The following is a 17,129-nucleotide window of genomic DNA, read 5'->3' as shown; positions in this document are numbered from 1 at the left end:
AGGGGATGTGTCCAACTTTTGGGGTGCAGTTCAAAATCGCCGCACTGGTTTTCAGACGACCTTTTAGCCCAAATCCTTCATTGCCGAAACCTCACAACTCCTTAAAAATCAGCTATAATTGCCGACTATTTTGATTACGGTATCCCTATTTGAAATGGCACAAAAAATCCAATCCGTCAAAGGCATGAACGACCTTTTGCCCGTCGAACAGAAAGATTTCAAACTGACCGCCGCATTTTGGCAGGCGTTTGAAGATGTGGTCGGCCGCTGGACGCGTGCTTATGGTTATCAGCAAATCCGTACGCCGATTGTCGAGCAGACGGGTTTGTTTGTCCGCTCCATCGGCGAGGAAACCGATGTGGTCGGTAAGGAAATGTACACGTTTTCCGATTCCAACGATTCTTTGAGCCTGAGCCTGCGGCCGGAAGGTACGGCGTCCTGCCTGCGCGCGGTGGTCGAGCATAACCTGTTGTACAACAGCCCGCAAAAGCTGTGGTACATGGGTCCGATGTTCCGCCGCGAACGGCCGCAAAAAGGACGCTACCGCCAGTTTCATCAAGTCGGCATCGAGGCGTTGGGTTTTGAAGGCCCGGATATCGACGCGGAAATCATCGCCATGTCGGCGGATTTGTGGGACAAGCTGGGCATCCGCGATTACCTGACTTTGGAAATCAACAGCTTGGGCAACCGCGAAGAACGTGCGGCGCACCGTGCGGCTTTGGTCGAATATCTGACCCATTATGAAGACAAATTGGACGAAGACAGCAAACGTCGTCTGAAAACCAATCCGCTGCGCGTTTTGGATTCCAAAAATCCCGATTTGCAGGAAATCTGCAATGCCGCGCCGCATCTGACCGATTATCTTGGCGAAGAGTCGCGCAATCATTACAGCCGTTTCAAAGCCATGCTGGAAGGCTTGAGCATCCAATACGTCGAAAATCCGCGGCTGGTGCGCGGCTTGGATTATTACAACCAGACCGTTTTTGAATGGACGACTGACAAACTTGGCGCGCAGGCGACGGTGTGCGGCGGCGGCCGTTACGACGGTTTGATTGAAGAACTCGGCGGCAAGCCTGCGCCGTCCATCGGTTTTGCGATGGGTATCGAGCGGCTGCTGCTGCTGGTTAGCGAATACGGTTCGCTGGAAGTCAATGCCGCGCCTGACGTGTACGCCATGCATCAGGGCGAGGGTGCGGATTTGCAAGTGATGAAATACGCGCAAGCCTTACGCGCACAAGGTTTCAACGTGATGCAGCATTCCGGCTATCAAAGCCTGAAAGCGCAAATGAAAAAAGCCGACAACAGCGGCGCGCGCTTTGCCCTGATTGTTGCGCAAGACGAATTGGCGAACGGTACGGTTACGCTTAAAGACATGAACGGCGCACACGGTCAGCAAACCATCGCCGCCGACGATTTAATCCACACTTTACAACAATGGAAGAACGCATAAATGGCAGCCCATCTCGAAGAACAACAAGAATTAGACAATTTTAAATACTTTTGGAAAAGTACCGGCCGATGGCTGTTTGCCCTGCTGATCGCGGCGGCGTTGGGCTATTTGGGCTATACCATGTATAAGAGCCATAAAGCCTCGCAAAGTCAGGAAGCTGCCGAAGTATTGGCGAAAATCGTCGATAAAATGCAGGCAAAAGCCTCGCAAGCCGAAGTGAATGCCGATTTGACCAACCTCCAGCAAAATTATCCGGACTCCATTGCCGCCGCGCAAGCGACGCTGATGGCGGCTGCGACCGAATATGATGCCCGCCGTTACGATGTGGCGGAAGGTCATCTGAACTGGGTGTTGAAAAACCAAAAAGCCCCGCTGGTTCAAGCATTGGCGGCGCAGCGTTTGGGTATCGTCCTGTTGCAGCAGAAAAAATACGATGCCGCGATTGCAGCCTTGAATACGAAAGTTGAAGCAGATTTCGAGCCGCTGCTTTTGGAAGCGAAAGGCGATGTTTATGTCGCGCAAAACAAAACCAAAGAAGCCGCGCAAAGCTATCAGCAGGCTTTGGAAAAGCTGCCTAAAGAAGCTATTGAACGCGAATTGCTGCAAATGAAGCTGGATTCGCAAAAATAAGGTCGTCTGAAAAATTGAAAGACTATGTGGCTTGTCGGAATCTTTCCGGCAAGCCTTGTCTGTTTTAATTGTGTTCCACTATATTTTCAGACGACCTTTTGTTTGAAGACGTATCATGCAGGGACAAGATTCGCCGAACAGGTCGTCTGAAAAGGCAGATTATTTGGCTTTGCGTTTGAGTAGAAAATACATAGGTACGATATAAAAGAGCGTGCTGATAATTAATGAGACTATGATTTTGAGTGGTCGGTCTGTTTGATACACGCCGAGCAATAAGCCAATCCCGAAATTTACAGGGAGAAAAATGCATAGTGATGTTAAGATGATTTTTTTCATTGCGTAAAATCCATTAATCATGACCGGATGAAACTTGCTATACCGTATTTGAAGTTGATGGAGGCAGCCAAGTTCCCCAAGTCAAAGATGGCTGTATGGGACGGAAATTCCAGCTCAAGCCATTGTTCTGTTGGATCTATTTTCAGACGACCCCTTATCCTTTTTAACCTACCGTGTTTTGAAAAACACCTGCTCGTGTTGCAGGTTCGATTCTGAACCGACACTTGACACAGAAAGACCTCATCATGAAACCCACCATCGCCCTTGTCGGCCGCCCGAATGTTGGCAAATCCACCTTGTTCAACCGCCTGACGCGCACCAAAGACGCGCTTGTGCACGACCTGCCCGGCCTGACCCGCGACCGCCATTACGGACACGGCAAAATCGGCAGCAAACCTTATCTCGTCATCGATACCGGCGGTTTCGAGCCGGTTGTGGACAGCGGGATTTTGCACGAAATGGCGAAGCAGACCTTGCAGGCTGTCGATGAAGCCGACGCCGTCGTGTTCTTGGTGGACGGCCGTACCGGTCTGACTCCGCAAGACAAAATCATCGCCGACCGCCTGCGCCAAAGCCCGCGCCCCGTTTATCTGGCGGTAAACAAAGGCGAGGGCGGCAACAGAGCCGTGCTTGCCGCCGAGTTTTACGAACTGGCATTGGGCGAGCCGCACGTTATTTCCGGCGCGCACGGCGACGGCGTGTATTACCTGATTGAAGAAATTTTAGAAAACTTCCCCGAGCCTGAAGCCGAAGAAGCCGATGTAAAACATCCCGTTTTTGCCGTTATCGGTCGTCCGAATGTCGGCAAATCCACGCTGGTTAACGCCATTCTCGGCGAAGAGCGCGTGATTGCCTTCGATATGGCAGGCACGACGCGCGACAGCATCCACATCGATTTCGAACGCGAAGGTAAACCGTTCACCATCATTGATACCGCAGGCGTGCGCCGTCGCGGCAAAGTCGATGAGGCTGTGGAAAAGTTCTCCGTTATCAAAGCCATGCAGGCGGTTGAGGCGGCAAACGTTGCTGTTTTGGTATTGGACGCACAGCAGGACATCGCCGACCAAGATGCCACGATTGCCGGTTTCGCCTTGGAAGCAGGGCGTGCACTGGTGGTTGCCGTCAATAAATGGGACGGTATCAGCGAAGAGCGGCGCGAGCAGATTAAACGCGACATTTCCCGCAAACTATATTTCCTCGATTTTGCCAAGTTTCACTTCATTTCCGCATTGAAAGAACGCGGTATAGACGGGTTGTTCGACAGCATTCAGGCAGCCTACAACGCCGCCATGATCAAGATGCCGACGCCGAAAATCACCCGCGTCCTGCAAAGCGCCATCGAACGCCAACAGCCGCCGCGCGCAGGTTTGGTGCGCCCGAAAATGCGCTATGCCCACCAAGGCGGCATGAACCCGCCTGTGATTGTGGTGCACGGTAATTCGCTGCATGCGATTTCCAACAGCTATACGCGCTACCTGACCCAGACGTTCCGCAAAGCCTTCAACCTGCAAGGCACGCCGCTTCGGATTCAATACAATGTTTCGGAAAACCCGTATGAAAATGCGGAAGATAAGCCGAAGAAAAAACCGCTGCGCCGCGTCAGCCTGAGCAACCGCATCGAGAAACGCGAAGGCCGCAAGGAAGAGAAAAACCGTTTTAAAAAGAAAACCAAAGTCAGCGTGAAAAAACAGTACAGCAAATAAATCTGACGGAACAAGGGGCGTGCCGCGAGGTGTGCCCCTTTTGGATTGCAGTCGGGACGAGTAGGGCGGTTGGAGGTGAATCCTCTTAAAGATTTTAGCTAAGGTATTGTAATAAAAATGTTTTATCTGATGATAAGGTCGTCTGAAAATCCAAATCTGCCGACCTGTTCCCTATGGTAAAAATCGTTTGTATTAAAATGATTTGTATAACACATTCGGGTAAAAAATCGTTGGAAAGCCCGTCGTTTGATAGAGGTTTGCATATTCTTACGGAAAAATAGTTGGTAATTTTTCTCGTTCGGGTCTACAATCCGACTCATGTTCGTTTTCAAAACGATTTCAAAATCATAATAATGGAGCTTATGAATATGACAGCTAAAGGACAAATGTTACAAGATCCTTTTTTGAATGCGTTGCGTAAAGAGCACGTTCCGGTTTCGATTTATCTGGTCAACGGTATCAAACTGCAAGGCCAAGTCGAGTCGTTTGACCAATACGTCGTTCTGCTGCGTAATACTTCCGTTACCCAAATGGTTTATAAACACGCCATCTCAACAATTGTTCCTGCCCGTGCCGTAAGCCTGCAACACGAGAACAAACCCCAAGCCGCCGCGGCTGCCCCGGTTCAAGTTGAGACCGTGCAACAACCTGCCGAATAATGTATGTAACGCATTAATCGATTCTGATACCTTACCGCTTGGCCGGTAAGGTATTTTTATTTTCAGACGACCTTTAATTTTATGCAGCTCGAAAACATCCTCCCTTTTGCACACTCGCTTCTTAAACAAGCCTTAAAACCCGATGCCCGCGCTTTGGATGGTACGGCGGGAAACGGCAACGATACGCTGATGCTGGCGCGTTCGGTCGGCAGCGGCGGGAAAGTGTGGGCGTTTGATGTTCAAGAGCAGGCATTGGCAAACACCCGAATGCGCTTGGAAGAAGCGGGCATGGCGGATAGGGTGGAGCTGATATGGGACGGACATGAAAACCTTGCTGCCCACATCCGCGAACCGCTGGACGCGGCGGTATTCAATTTCGGCTGGCTGCCCGGCGGCGATAAAAGCTGTACGACAGAAGCGGCAACCAGCATCCGCGCGTTGACATCCGCCTTATCGCTGCTGAAAACGGGCGGGCTGGCGGTTGCCGTCCTGTATCCCGGGCATGAGGCGGGGCTGTATGAAGCGCAGGTAATCGAAGATTGGGCGCGGCAGTTGACGCAGGATGAATTTGCCGTTTTGCATTACGGCTTTATCAACCGCCGCAACCGCCCGCCGTATTTGTTGGCGTTTGAAAAGTTACGTCAAGAATGAATGTTTGGGGTAGAATAGGCGCTTCTTTCAAAAACAATAACGTGCGACCGCTATGCAATATCTGTTTGTAAAATACAGCCATCAGATTTTCGTTACCATCACCATTTTGGTGTTCAATATCCGCTTCTTCCTGCTTTGGCGGCATCCCGACAAACCTTTGGCGGGCATCTGGAAAGCCCTTCCCCACCTCAACGACACCATGCTGCTCTTTACCGGCTTGTGGCTGATGAAGATTACCCACTTTTCGCCCTTCAACGCGCCCTGGCTCGGCAGCAAAATCTTGCTGCTGCTGGTTTACATCGGCTTGGGCATGGTTATGATGCGCGCCCGTCCGCGTTCGCCGAAGTTTTATACCGTTTATGTTTTGGCAATGGCCTGCGTCGGCTGCATCGTCTATCTTGCCAAAACCAAAACGCTGCCGTTTTAAAGAGGTCGTCTGAACATGCCGTCCCCCCATTTTGCCGTCATCGCATTGGGCAGTAACCTTGCCGAACCTGCCCGCCAAGTCTGCGCTGCCTTGTCTGCGTTAGAGGCGCATCCGCAGATTCAAATCGAAAAAACTTCCTCGCTGTATGTGACCGCACCGGTCGGATACGACGATCAGCCTGATTTCGTCAATGCCGTTTGTTCCGTCCGCACTTCATTGGACGGCGTTTTGCTGCTTGCCGTGTTGAACCGCATCGAGGCGGATTTCGGGCGGGAACGCACGTTCCGAAACGCCCCGCGCACATTGGACCTGGACATCATCGATTTTGACGGCATCTCCAGCAGCGACCCGCATCTGACCCTACCGCATCCGCGCGCGCACGAACGCAGTTTTGTGATGAAGCCGCTGGCTGAAATCCTGCCCGATTTTGTTTTGGGCGAACACGGACGGGCAGCGGATTTGGCGGCTGCTTTGGGCGAGGAAGGGATACGTCTGTTAGAAGCCGTTTGAAGCAAGACGGTGAAATAAAAACATCTGTTTGCTTCAATCGCGTGTCAAAGTTTATATTTGAAGCAACTAGGTTTAAGAGGTCGTCTGAAAAGGGAAATGGCTTGGAAGTTTCCTTTTTCAGACGACCTTTCAAGAAGGACGGCGGCAGGTTTGGGCAAACTCCGTCGGTCTGATAAAATGCCACCTTTCCAAAATATCAAAACAAAATCATCCATCAAACCATGAACTACCGTTATATTGTCGTCGAAGGCTCCATCGGCAGCGGGAAAAACGCCTTGAGCCGCCGCCTTGCAGAACATTTCAGCGCGCTGTCGTTGGCGGAAAACCCCGAACACAACCCCTTCCTTATGAAGTTTTACGCCAACGCCTCCCATCACGGCTTGGCAACCGAGCTTTTTTTCCTGATGCGCCGTGCGGAAAGCGTGGACATCATCAAAAACGAATACGCACAAGGCGGCATGGTGGTCGCCGATTTCCTGTTGGAAAAAGACCGGATTTTCACGCCGGTCGTGTTGAATGAAGACGAGCAGCAGCTCTTCGCCGATTTGAAACAAAAAATCCTGCCGCAGTATCCCGCGCCCGATTTGGTGATCTACCTGCAAACCGCCGTGGACGGAAACCGCAAACGCCTGCAAAAACGCGGCGACGGCATCATCAATCTTTTCCCCGAAGGCTATTTGGGGCGGATACACGAGGGATACAGCCAGTTTTTCCATCTTTATCAAAATTCCCCGCTGTTGACCGTCAATGCCGACGAGTTGGACTTGCAAGGCAATGGCGAACATTTCCAACTGTTGCTCAATGCGCTGAACGATTTGCAGGGAACGCGCAATTATCTGAATTTGAGCGAAGGCTGACGCAGTTTGCAAGATTAAGGTGAAACGCCGAAGCGGCTATGTTGGGGGATTCATTTTATTTCCTTGCCCGCTACTACGTTTCCGTCTTAGGTCGTCTGAAAGGAGACATCATGACCCAATACCGATTCACTTTGCCCTCAAGCAGTGGCAACGACTTCGATTCTGCCGAACATCTGCCGTTGATTGTTTATTTCTACCCCAAAGACAGCACGCCCGGCTGCACCACCGAAGGCTTGGATTTCAACGCCCGTTTGCCGCAATTCAAAGAACTCGGCTATACCGTCGTCGGCATCTCGCGTGACGGCGTGAAATCGCATCAGAATTTCTGCGCCAAGCAAGGCTTCAATTTTGAATTGTTGAGCGACAAAGACGAAACCGTGTGCAAAATGTTTGACGTGATCAAGTTGAAAAAACTGTACGGCAAAGAGTCTTTGGGCATTGAACGCAGCACATTCGTATTGGACGCAAACGGCGAAATCATCCACGAATGGCGCAAAGTCAAAGTTGCCGGACACGCGCAGGAAGTGTTGGAAACGCTGTCCCGATAAACCGTAATGCAGCAAAAGGTCGTCTGAAAACGAACAGGGCGGGCTCTGCCCAAGCAGGTTTTCATTTTCAGACGACCTTTTATAGTGGATGTCAATCAGGGCAGGGTTGGCTTGTCCTGATTCATATTCGATCTACGATACCCCATCTTCGGACTGCCCGTAAAACCACATGACCGACGAACTCATAGACAAACTGCTCGAATCGCTATGGCTGCAAGACCGTCTCAGTCACAACACCTTGCAAGGCTACCGCCGCGATTTGGAAAAAATCGCCGCGCGCTTGGAAGCGGGCGGGCATACTTGGCTGGATGCCGAAGCCGCCGATTTGGCGGATGCCGTCTATGCGGCGGACGAAAAACACAGCTCGCAGGCGCGCGCCCTGTCCGCCTGCAAACGCCTATACGCCTGGTTGGAAGAGACCGAGCGGCGGACGGACAACCCGATCCGTTTCCTCAAAGCCCCGAAACAGACGCAAAAGCTGCCCACACTGATTACCGAAGCGCAAATCGAAAACCTGCTTGCCGCCCCCGATACCGACACGCCGCACGGCCTGCGCGACAAAGCCCTGCTCGAAGTCATGTACGCCACAGGTTTGCGCGTAACCGAAGCCGTCAAGCTCCAATTGGGCGACCTTGACCTCAACCGCGGCTGCATCCGCACCATAGGCAAAGGCGACAAACTGCGTATCGTGCCTATGGGCGAAGAAGCCGTTTACTGGGTCGAACGCTATTGCGCCGAATCGCGCCCGCTACTGCTCAAAAACAAAATCTGCGACGAAGTCTTCGTCAGCCAAAAACGCAGCGGCATCTCCCGCCAACTCGCGTGGATGATTGTCAAAAATTACGCCGAAACCGCCGGTATCACCTCGCTCAGCCCGCACGGCCTGCGCCACGCCTTCGCCACCCACCTCGTCAACCACGGCGTCGATTTGCGTGCCGTACAACTCATGCTCGGACACGCCAACATCAACACCACCCAAATCTACACCCACGTCGCCAACATCCGCCTGAAAAACATCGTTGACGAACATCATTCGCGGAATTAAACGATTCTATTGAAAAAGGTCGTCTGAAAACAGAAATCTCGTTTTCAGACGACCTTTTGCCTTTATCCGTCAAACCGCGGCTGCTTCAGGTTTGGCTTTGTTTTTCTTGAATTTCAACACAGCTTCTTCTTTTGCCGCATCCCAGTCTATCCGCACGAAGCCGCCGTCGGCGAGTTTGCCGAACAGGAGTTCGTCGGCGAGCGGTTTGCGAATTTTTTCCTGAATCAGGCGGTGCATCGGGCGCGCGCCCATTTGCGGGTCGAAACCTTTTTCCGCCAGATATTTGCGCAATGCCGGCGTGAATTCGGCTTCGACTTTTTTGTCGAGGAGCTGGTGTTCGAGCTGGAGCAGGAATTTGTCCACGACTTTGGCGATGACGGGTTCGGACAAGGGCGCAAACGGGATAATCGCGTCCAAGCGGTTGCGGAACTCGGGCGTGAAGAGTTTGTTGATCGCCTGCATTTCGTCGCCGCGTTCGCGCTTGGCGGTAAAGCCGAGGCTGGGACGGCTGAGGCTTTCCGCGCCTGCGTTGGTGGTCATGATCAGGATGACGTTGCGGAAATCGGCGCTCTTGCCGTTGTTGTCGGTCAGTTTGCCTGCGTCCATGACTTGCAGGAGGACGTTGAAAATGTCGGGATGGGCTTTTTCGATTTCGTCTAAGAGCAATACGCAGTGCGGATGTTTGTTGGCGGCTTCGGTCAAAAGGCCGCCCTGGTCGAAGCCGACGTAGCCCGGCGGCGCGCCGATGAGGCGCGATACGGCGTGGGGTTCCATGTATTCGGACATGTCGAAGCGTTGCAGCGGTACGCCCATCGAGTAGGCAAGCTGTTTGGCGACTTCGGTTTTGCCGACGCCGGTAGGGCCGGAGAAGAGGAAGCTGCCTATGGGTTTGTCGGGCAGGGCGAGGCCGGAGCGCGACATTTTGACGGCGGCAACCAGCGCGTCGATGGCGTTTTCCTGACCGTAAACCATGTTTTTCAAATCGCGGCCGAGGAATTGCAGCACTTGTTTGTCGTCGTGCGAGACGGTTTTTTCGGGAATCCGCGCGACTTTGGCGATGACGGTTTCGATTTGCGCTTTGCCGATGACTTTTTTCTGTTTGGATTTGGGCAGAATCCGTTGCGCCGCGCCTGCTTCGTCCATTACGTCGATGGCTTTGTCGGGCAGGAAACGCTCGTTGATGTAGCGGGCGGAGAGTTCGGCGGCGGCTTCGAGTGCGCCTTGCGTGTAGCGTACTTGGTGGAAGCCTTCGAACATAGGTTTCAAGCCGCGCAGGATTTGCACGGTTTCGGCGACGGTGGGTTCGACCACGTCGATTTTTTGGAAGCGGCGGCTTAAGGCGTGGTCTTTGTCGAAAATAGTGCGGTATTCGTCGTAAGTGGTCGCGCCGATGCAGCGCAGCGAACCTTTCGCTAGCGCGGGTTTGAGCAGGTTAGATGCGTCCATCGTGCCGCCGCTGGTGCTGCCCGCGCCGATGATGGTGTGGATTTCGTCGATAAACAAAATGGCGTGCGGGATTTTTTCGAGCTGTTTCAAGACGGATTTGACCCGCGCTTCAAAGTCGCCGCGGTATTTCGTACCCGCCAAAAGCGAACCCATATCCAGCGCGTACACTTCGGCATCTTTAAGCGCGTCGGGAATGTCGCCGTTGACGATTTGATGCGCCAAGCCTTCCGCCAGCGCGGTTTTGCCCACGCCTGCTTCGCCGACTAAAAGCGGATTGTTTTTGCGACGGCGGCACAGGATTTGCACCAGCCGTTCCATTTCGTGTTTTCTGCCGATTAAGGGGTCGATTCGGCCGGCTTTGACTTCGGCGTTGAGGTTGATGGTGTAGTCTGACAATGAGCCGCTTTTCGATTCGATGGGGTCGTCTGAATCATTGTCGGGGTCGTCTGAAAAGCCTTTGTGTTCGTCGTCTTCGGTTGCGCCGTGGGCAATGCAGCGCAAAACTTCAAAACGCGTAACCGATTGCAGTTTGAGGAAATAGACGGCATGGCTGTCGGTTTCGCTCATCAGCGCCACCAAAACGTCCAAAGGCTCGACCAAGCCTTTGCCTGCGGATTGGGTATGCACCATCGCCCGCTGGATGACACGCTGGAAGCCGAGCGTGGGCTGGGTTTCAACCGTGTCCAAAAGGTGGTCGGGAATCTGCGGGGTATTTTCGGCAACGCTGGCGGCGAGTTGTTCGGACACCACTTTTAAATCCGCGCCGCAGAGCTTGAGGACGTTGGGGACGGAGGCGTCTTCTTCGATTAACACCAAAAGCAGATGCTCGAGGCTGATGAATTCATAATGAGCCTTACGCGCTTCGCGGTAAAGCTGCTGCAAAATCTGTTCCAATTCGGGTGAAAGCATATTAAATCTCCTCGACAATACATTGCAGCGGATGCCCTTCGGCTTTTGCCCGCTGCATGACCTGCTGCTGCTTGGTTTGGGCGATGTCCCGTGTGTACGTGCCGCACAAGCCTTTGCCTTCGTGATGAACCAACAGCATCACCGCCACCGCCTGCTCCTGTCCGAGCATGAAGATTTCGGTCAGGATTTCGACGACAAATTCCATCGTGGTGTAATCGTCGTTCAGCAAAAACACGCCGTAACGTTTCGGCGGGGCGGTTTTTTGGTCGCTTAAAAGTGTATCGGATTCGTGATGTGTGTTTGGGTTGTTCATAATTTTTTGGCTTTGTGGAAGAGGGTTTGTTTTCAGACGACCTTGTGAAAGGTTTGATATCAAATGAATCTATAAATATAGTGATTATAAGGTTTATTTCGATTTCTGTTGTATTTTGGTCGGTTTCCGCCATTTTCGCACTTTTTCCCTTGTATGGCTTGACGTTTTGGCTTAACAAATGTAAAAAGACGGTTAAGCAGAAGCTGGCACTCGACCAAGTATATAAAGCTAGGGAGAAACGCTGAACGTTTAAGTTTGCTGTATGCCTTATTTTGCTGATTTTGTTAATTTTTAAGTATAGGAAGTTTCTAATGGCAACCGGTATCGTAAAATGGTTTAACGACGCTAAAGGTTTTGGTTTCATCACTCCTGACGAAGGCGGCGAAGATCTGTTCGCTCACTTCTCAGCGATCAACATGGAAGGTTTCAAAACCCTGAAAGAAGGCCAACGCGTGTCTTTCGACGTAACCACCGGCCCTAAAGGCAAACAAGCTGCTAACATTCAGGCTGCTTAATTAAACGTGCGGCTTATGCCGTAGAATAATGGCGGGATTGATTCCCCGCCATTTTTTATTGTCTATGAGAAACGGAATCCACATGGCAGAAGACAAACAAAACGCCGCCTACGAAAACGCCCTGCGGCAGTTGGACGAACTCATCGCGCATCTGCGCAGCAGCGGGGAAGTCAGCTGCGCGGTGGCGGAACAAGAAGACTTGATGCTGATACGGCTTGCCGATTTAAAAATCGATTTGAGGCCGAATGATGAAAAGGCGATAGCGGATATCGACCGGTTTTACCGCCGCCATTTGGGCGACGGTAAATGAAGACGGATAATGCACAAACGCGTGATGAAGGTCGTCTGAAATCTCTATTTCGCCCCTGCCTGTTTTTTGGGCAGTCTTATTTTTCCTTTTAGTATCAACTGTTAATCCGATATATCCACAACTGGATTCACATAAAGCAAGGATAACTATATTTTTGCGGCATAGAGGCTTTAGGGTCGTCTGAAAAGCCAATTCTTCCATACAGCGAACGCATTTATTCAAACGGCTTTTTCTGCCAATAAAACTTATCCTTTTTCAGACGACCTTTAAACACTTCATCGCCACCCAGTTCAAATACCAATGCACCCGACAAATCCGTCCGCAACAAAGTCGCGCCGTGTGCGCGGACGCGGGTTTGGACGGCGGGGGTAGGGTGTTTGTAGGCATTGGCGTAGCCGCTGGAAGCGACGGCGTATTTGGGGGCGACCGTGTTGAGGAAGCCGCCTGATGAAGCCGTATTGCTGCCGTGGTGTCCCAATATCAAAACCTGGCTGTACAGCGAGCTGCCGTAGCGCTCTACCAGCCCTGCTTCGCCTTTGACGCCCAAATCGCCCGTAACCAACAATGCCTGTCCGTCGGAAACGACGCGCAGGACGCAGCTTCGGTCATTGTCTTCGCCGACCGGGTTTTCAGACGACCTCAATAACTCGAAATCCACGCCGTCCCATTGCCATTGCGCTTCGGCGCAAAATTTTGCGTTCGGATAAAACTCAGGCTGTCCCGCCAGCGTTTCGCCGATTTCAATATCGGAAACGGCGTCCAACCCGCCGTCGTGGTCGCTGTCGTGATGCGACAGAATCAGCTTGTCCAAACGGCGCACGCCTATGGCGTTCAGGCTTGGCACGATACCCGTTTGCGCCGCCTGCGCCGTACCCGTGTCAAACAACAGGTTGCGGTTGCGCGTCTGTACCAACACCGACAAACCCTGTCCCGCATCCATCACCGTAATCCGTGTCAACCCGTCGTCCAAACGGTCGGGGCGGTAAAACACAAATCCAGCCAACACCAAACACGCCCAAGGCCGCAAACCCAGACCGCACGGCAACAGCCACAGCAAAGCCGCCGTAAAAGCCAAAACCAACAGCGGCACAGACGCGGCGGCTACGGCAAATTCAGGCGATACCTCCGCCAGCCAAACCAAGCCGCGCAAAGTGTATTCCGCCAAACCTGCCGCCGTCCATTGCAAAGGCGCAAACGATAATACCGACCCCAGTAGCGCCAAAGGCGTCAGTACCCAAGAAAACCAAGGAATCATCGCCGCATTGACCAAAGGGCTGATGATGGGCAACGACGCAAAAATATAGCCCAACAATACCACCGACAACACCGTCGCCGCCCATTGTCCGCGTACAGCCAAACGCCAGCCGCGTTCTTTCAGACGACCTGCCGAAGCCCAAATCAAGGCGGCAACCAAGCCGAACGACAGCCAAGTGCCGACACCCAAAACCGCTAGCGGATCAAGCAGCAACACCACCGCCAAAGCCTGCCACCACGCCGTCCAGCCCGAAGACAGACTGCCGCGCCACCAAGCCCAGGCAAACGCTGCCAACATCAAGACGCTGCGCTGCGTCGGCACGGAAAAGCCCGCCAGCAGCGCATAAAACAAAGCCCCTGCCGCGCCGCCTGCCAAAATCCACACGCGCGGTTTAGCCGGTATCCAAGGCAGTCGTCTGAAAATCAGTTTGACCAACCAACCCGCCAAAACCGCCACCATCGTAACGTGCAGCCCCGAAATACTGACCAAGTGCGTCAAACCCAAAGGTCGGAACGCCTGCCACAGTTCGGGCCTCAACGCCGATTGTTCGCCTATGCTCAAAGCCCGCATCAGACCGATACCGTCCGAAAAATCGGGACTTCCCGCCCCGACAGCCTGCCAACGGCGGCTGACCGCATCGCGCCACACCGCCAAGCCGACACCTCCGCCCTCGCGAACCAAGCTCCTGCCTTTGCCCAGCGTACCCGCGCCATCCAAACCGTTTGCCAACGCCCAAGCCTCGCGGTTCAGCCCGCGCAGGTTCACTTCGCCGATAACCGGCTTGAGCCGTGCCGACACTTTCCAGCGGCTGCCCACCGCCCAATCGCGTTTCTGATAATCCGACAGCAATAAATCAAACTGCCGCCCATCCTCCGTCCATGCCTTCGCCGCAAACTGCACCCGCCGCCCGTCGCCGCGCGGCATATCCGCGACTTCAACCGTCAACACCGACTCCGAAGCCCCGTTCAGCGGCCATTGCGCCGACAAAGCCGCTTCCGTCCGAAACACGCCGTAAGCCGCGCCGAGCAGGACGCACAGCATCATTCCCGCCACCGCAAACCGCCGCGAAGCCGCCAGCAAAACCAATGCTGCCGCCAGCCACACACCCCAATGCGGTATGGACGGCAAAGCGAATGAGGCAATGACGCCGACTGCCCAAAACGGCAATCCATAATATTTCAGCAAAACTGTTTCCCTTTTTATTATTAGTTTTGAAATCAGGTGGGGATAATAATTGAATTTCCTACAAACGTCATGAAAAAGGTCGTCTGAAAACCTGAATCTCAAGTTTTCAGACGACCTTTCGCCTTAAGGCTTCAATATTTCACATCGGCAACGCGGTTTTACAAATCCTGCAAACGCTCGACTGAAGGGGCGTAGTAATATGCGCCGGAAACGGCGGTGGAAAGATGCTTGAGCAGCAGGTCAGTTTTGCCGTCGGCATCGCCGAACATGTGCAAAAGCTGTACTTCGATGTTGTGCAAGGTATGGCAGTAGGCGGTAAACATCAGACCGTGTTCGCCGCTGAGTTTGCCGAAGGGCAGGCTGCGGCGGACGATTTTCAGACCCACGCCGTTTTCTTTCAGGTTGACGCGACCCAAATGCGAATCAGGCAGGCGCACGTCTTTGCTGAACTCTTCATTCGCTTCTTTGCTGCGGCCGACGCTGGCTTCTTGTTCGGCAACGGGGACGGCATCCCATTTTTTCAGGTCGTGCAGGTATTTTTGCAGCAGGACGTAGCTGCCGCCGGCATCGGGTCGGCCTTCGGGAATAATGGCGACATTGCGGACGTTTTCATCGCCTTGCGGGTTTTCAGTGCCATCGACAAAGCCGTCCAGTCCGCGGTCTTCATAAAGGCGCAGGCCGTGTTCTTCGGTGGCGATGCTGATGCTGTCGCCGAACGCGGCAAAGACGGATTGTGCGAGTGCGAAGGCGGCTTTTTGGCGGTAGGCTTGGATGTGGATGTAGATATCGTGTTGGGTTGAGGGGGCAAGACCGTTGCCCATGACGGGGAAGGGTTTGATTTCGCTGCCTTCTTCTGCGTGTCCGAATGCTTTCCATGCGTCGCTGCCGAAGGCGATGGTCATGCCTAAAATATCTTCGGGAAAGCGGGTTTTCAGCTTCGCCAAAGCTTCAAGCGAGCTTCGGCAGGCGGTTTTGATGTCATCGTAGCGACCGTCGCGGATGTCGGCTTCGATAAATATGCCGGCTTGGGCGTGATCGGGGATGATGGCGGTTTGCGGGCGGGGCATTGTGTTTCCTTTTCGGTTTATTGGATTTTTCAGGCGGTATTATAGCACTTAAGGTTTTCAGACGACCTCGTCTGAAAGGGCGGATATGATAGAATCCGCCGTTTGTTTTTTGATTTTCAACAGGTTCGCTTTATGTTCGGCACGATGTTTTTGATTATGATTGTATTGCTCCAGCTTTTCACGTTCGGGCTGGGGCGTTCGTTGCAATGGCTATTCGCGCCGGTGATCGGCAAGGCGGGTAGGCGTTGGCTGATGGGGGTATCGTATTTCGTGACCAACGGCCTGCTGACTGGGCTTTTGTTGGAATTGGGACATTTTATGTTCCGCATCATGGCGTTTTGGATGGTATTGCTGCTGTTTGTGATGTATGCGGCACTGGCGACGTTTGTCCTGTTCCTGCTGCTGCGCAAATTTGTGGCAAGCCGGTTGCTGTCGCGCAGCCTGCGCTTGTTTGCGCCGCTGTTTGTATTAGGGTTGGTCGGTTTGGGGATGTACAACGCCTATACGCCCGTCGTCCGTCATCAGACCGTCGTGATCGATAAGAAAATGGACAAACCGCTGCGTATCGGCATGGCAAGCGACCTGCACTTGGGGATTTTGTTCGGCGCGCGGCAACTGGATAAGCTGGTGGACATCATGAACCGCGAAAAAGTCGATTTAATCCTGTTGCCGGGCGATTTGATGGACGACAACGTCGATGCCTACCGCAAAGAGAATATGCAGCCGCATCTGGGTCGTCTGAAAGCGCCGTTGGGCGTTTACGCGACTTTGGGCAATCACGATATGTTCGGCGACAGCGCGCGCATCCGCCATGACCTCGAAGCGGCAGGCATTACCGTACTCGGCAACCAAGTGTTGCAACACGATGCGTTCCTGCTCGTCGGCCGCAATGATGATTTGGACCACGACCGTCCGTCTGTCGCGCAGTTGCTGGAAAACCACAATACGGACCAGCCCGTTTTGCTAATGGATCACCGCCCGACCGAAGTCGAGGCGCACGCCACGCTGCCTATTGATGTTCAAGTTTCCGGCCATGTACACAACGGTCAAATCGCACCGGCAAACCTGATTGTGCGTACCCTCTACCGCCTTGCCTACGGCTATGAAGAAATCGGCGGAAGACACTTTTTTGTTACGTCGGGCTACGGTTTCTGGGGGATTCCGCTGCGCTTGGGTTCGCAGTCAGAAGTGTGGGTGATTGATGTGAAGGGGAAATAGCGGTACTGCAAAATGAAAAGATAAAAAATACAGGCTTGCCGTTGCGTAGCCTGTATTTTTTTATAGTGGCTTAACTTTAAACCAGTACGGCGTTG

17 protein-coding genes are annotated in these 17,129 nt (G+C 53.0%); 13 read left to right on the top strand and 4 right to left on the bottom strand.

Annotation, left to right across the window (positions count from 1 at the left end; genetic code table 11):
- Window positions 1-154: 154 nt before the first annotated feature.
- The 10 genes from hisS (at window position 155) to xerD (ending at window position 8,816) form a co-directional block, all read left to right on the top strand.
- Complete coding sequence (gene hisS, locus HMPREF3277_RS10470; protein ID WP_070871072.1) at window positions 155-1,450, top strand: histidine--tRNA ligase; 1,296 nt, start codon at window positions 155-157, stop codon at window positions 1,448-1,450.
- Window positions 1,451-2,080 carry a YfgM family protein gene (locus tag HMPREF3277_RS10465; RefSeq protein ID WP_070871071.1) on the top strand — a complete coding sequence of 210 codons (630 nt, stop codon included), beginning with the start codon at window positions 1,451-1,453 and terminating at the stop codon, window positions 2,078-2,080.
- A gap of 581 nt (window positions 2,081-2,661) precedes the next feature.
- Window positions 2,662-4,119, top strand: coding sequence for a ribosome biogenesis GTPase Der (gene der, locus HMPREF3277_RS10460; protein ID WP_070871070.1), 1,458 nt, complete (start codon window positions 2,662-2,664; stop codon window positions 4,117-4,119).
- A gap of 368 nt (window positions 4,120-4,487) precedes the next feature.
- Window positions 4,488-4,778 carry an RNA chaperone Hfq gene (gene hfq / locus HMPREF3277_RS10455; RefSeq protein WP_003755341.1) on the top strand — a complete coding sequence of 97 codons (291 nt, stop codon included), beginning with the start codon at window positions 4,488-4,490 and terminating at the stop codon, window positions 4,776-4,778.
- A gap of 81 nt (window positions 4,779-4,859) precedes the next feature.
- Complete coding sequence (locus HMPREF3277_RS10450; protein WP_070871069.1) at window positions 4,860-5,429, top strand: tRNA 5-(aminomethyl)-2-thiouridylate-methyltransferase MnmM; 570 nt, start codon at window positions 4,860-4,862, stop codon at window positions 5,427-5,429.
- Between the two features lie 52 nt (window positions 5,430-5,481).
- Complete coding sequence (locus tag HMPREF3277_RS10445; RefSeq protein WP_049226782.1) at window positions 5,482-5,856, top strand: SirB2 family protein; 375 nt, start codon at window positions 5,482-5,484, stop codon at window positions 5,854-5,856.
- A 15-nt stretch (window positions 5,857-5,871) separates the two neighbouring features.
- Window positions 5,872-6,366 carry a 2-amino-4-hydroxy-6-hydroxymethyldihydropteridine diphosphokinase gene (gene folK / locus HMPREF3277_RS10440; RefSeq protein ID WP_070871068.1) on the top strand — a complete coding sequence of 165 codons (495 nt, stop codon included), beginning with the start codon at window positions 5,872-5,874 and terminating at the stop codon, window positions 6,364-6,366.
- A 221-nt stretch (window positions 6,367-6,587) separates the two neighbouring features.
- Window positions 6,588-7,223, top strand: a complete 636-nt coding sequence (locus HMPREF3277_RS10435) for a deoxynucleoside kinase (RefSeq protein ID WP_070860326.1) — start codon at window positions 6,588-6,590, stop codon at window positions 7,221-7,223.
- A 110-nt stretch (window positions 7,224-7,333) separates the two neighbouring features.
- Window positions 7,334-7,771 (top strand): peroxiredoxin, encoded by a 438-nt coding sequence (locus tag HMPREF3277_RS10430; RefSeq protein WP_003742666.1) that lies wholly within the window; start codon window positions 7,334-7,336, stop codon window positions 7,769-7,771.
- 169 nt (window positions 7,772-7,940) lie between these two features.
- Window positions 7,941-8,816: a site-specific tyrosine recombinase XerD gene (gene xerD, locus HMPREF3277_RS10425; RefSeq protein WP_070871067.1), complete on the top strand. Its 876-nt coding sequence runs from the start codon at window positions 7,941-7,943 to the stop codon at window positions 8,814-8,816.
- 69 nt (window positions 8,817-8,885) lie between these two features.
- Here the strand turns inward: xerD and clpA are convergent, their stop codons facing one another.
- A complete protein-coding gene (clpA, locus tag HMPREF3277_RS10420) occupies window positions 8,886-11,171 on the bottom strand; it encodes an ATP-dependent Clp protease ATP-binding subunit ClpA (RefSeq protein ID WP_070871066.1) in 2,286 nt (761 codons plus the stop codon).
- Window position 11,172: 1 nt separating this feature from the next.
- The gene (gene clpS, locus HMPREF3277_RS10415; protein ID WP_003755322.1) at window positions 11,173-11,484 is read right to left on the bottom strand and encodes an ATP-dependent Clp protease adapter ClpS; all 312 of its coding nucleotides are present in this window, start codon (window positions 11,482-11,484) and stop codon (window positions 11,173-11,175) included.
- A 311-nt stretch (window positions 11,485-11,795) separates the two neighbouring features.
- Between clpS and HMPREF3277_RS10410 the strand changes: the two genes are divergently transcribed.
- Together HMPREF3277_RS10410 and HMPREF3277_RS10405 are read left to right on the top strand one after the other, a co-directional pair.
- Window positions 11,796-11,999, top strand: coding sequence for a cold-shock protein (locus HMPREF3277_RS10410; RefSeq protein ID WP_002217533.1), 204 nt, complete (start codon window positions 11,796-11,798; stop codon window positions 11,997-11,999).
- An 82-nt stretch (window positions 12,000-12,081) separates the two neighbouring features.
- Window positions 12,082-12,309, top strand: coding sequence for a hypothetical protein (locus HMPREF3277_RS10405; protein WP_003763006.1), 228 nt, complete (start codon window positions 12,082-12,084; stop codon window positions 12,307-12,309).
- A gap of 214 nt (window positions 12,310-12,523) precedes the next feature.
- Here HMPREF3277_RS10405 and HMPREF3277_RS10400 read toward each other — a convergent pair whose 3' ends face one another.
- Together HMPREF3277_RS10400 and HMPREF3277_RS10395 are read right to left on the bottom strand one after the other, a co-directional pair.
- Window positions 12,524-14,749 (bottom strand): DNA internalization-related competence protein ComEC/Rec2, encoded by a 2,226-nt coding sequence (locus HMPREF3277_RS10400; protein WP_094113522.1) that lies wholly within the window; start codon window positions 14,747-14,749, stop codon window positions 12,524-12,526.
- Window positions 14,750-14,907: 158 nt separating this feature from the next.
- On the bottom strand, window positions 14,908-15,816 hold the full coding sequence (locus HMPREF3277_RS10395) for a Dyp-type peroxidase (protein ID WP_070871065.1): 909 nt from the start codon (window positions 15,814-15,816) through the stop codon (window positions 14,908-14,910).
- A gap of 132 nt (window positions 15,817-15,948) precedes the next feature.
- Between HMPREF3277_RS10395 and HMPREF3277_RS10390 the strand changes: the two genes are divergently transcribed.
- Window positions 15,949-17,034, top strand: coding sequence for a metallophosphoesterase (locus HMPREF3277_RS10390; protein WP_070871064.1), 1,086 nt, complete (start codon window positions 15,949-15,951; stop codon window positions 17,032-17,034).
- The last annotated feature ends 95 nt before the right edge of the window (window positions 17,035-17,129 follow it).

The organism is Neisseria sp. HMSC70E02, from assembly GCF_001838645.1.
GTDB lineage: Bacteria > Pseudomonadota > Gammaproteobacteria > Burkholderiales > Neisseriaceae > Neisseria > Neisseria macacae.
This window is presented reverse-complemented; position numbering and strand designations above follow the sequence as displayed.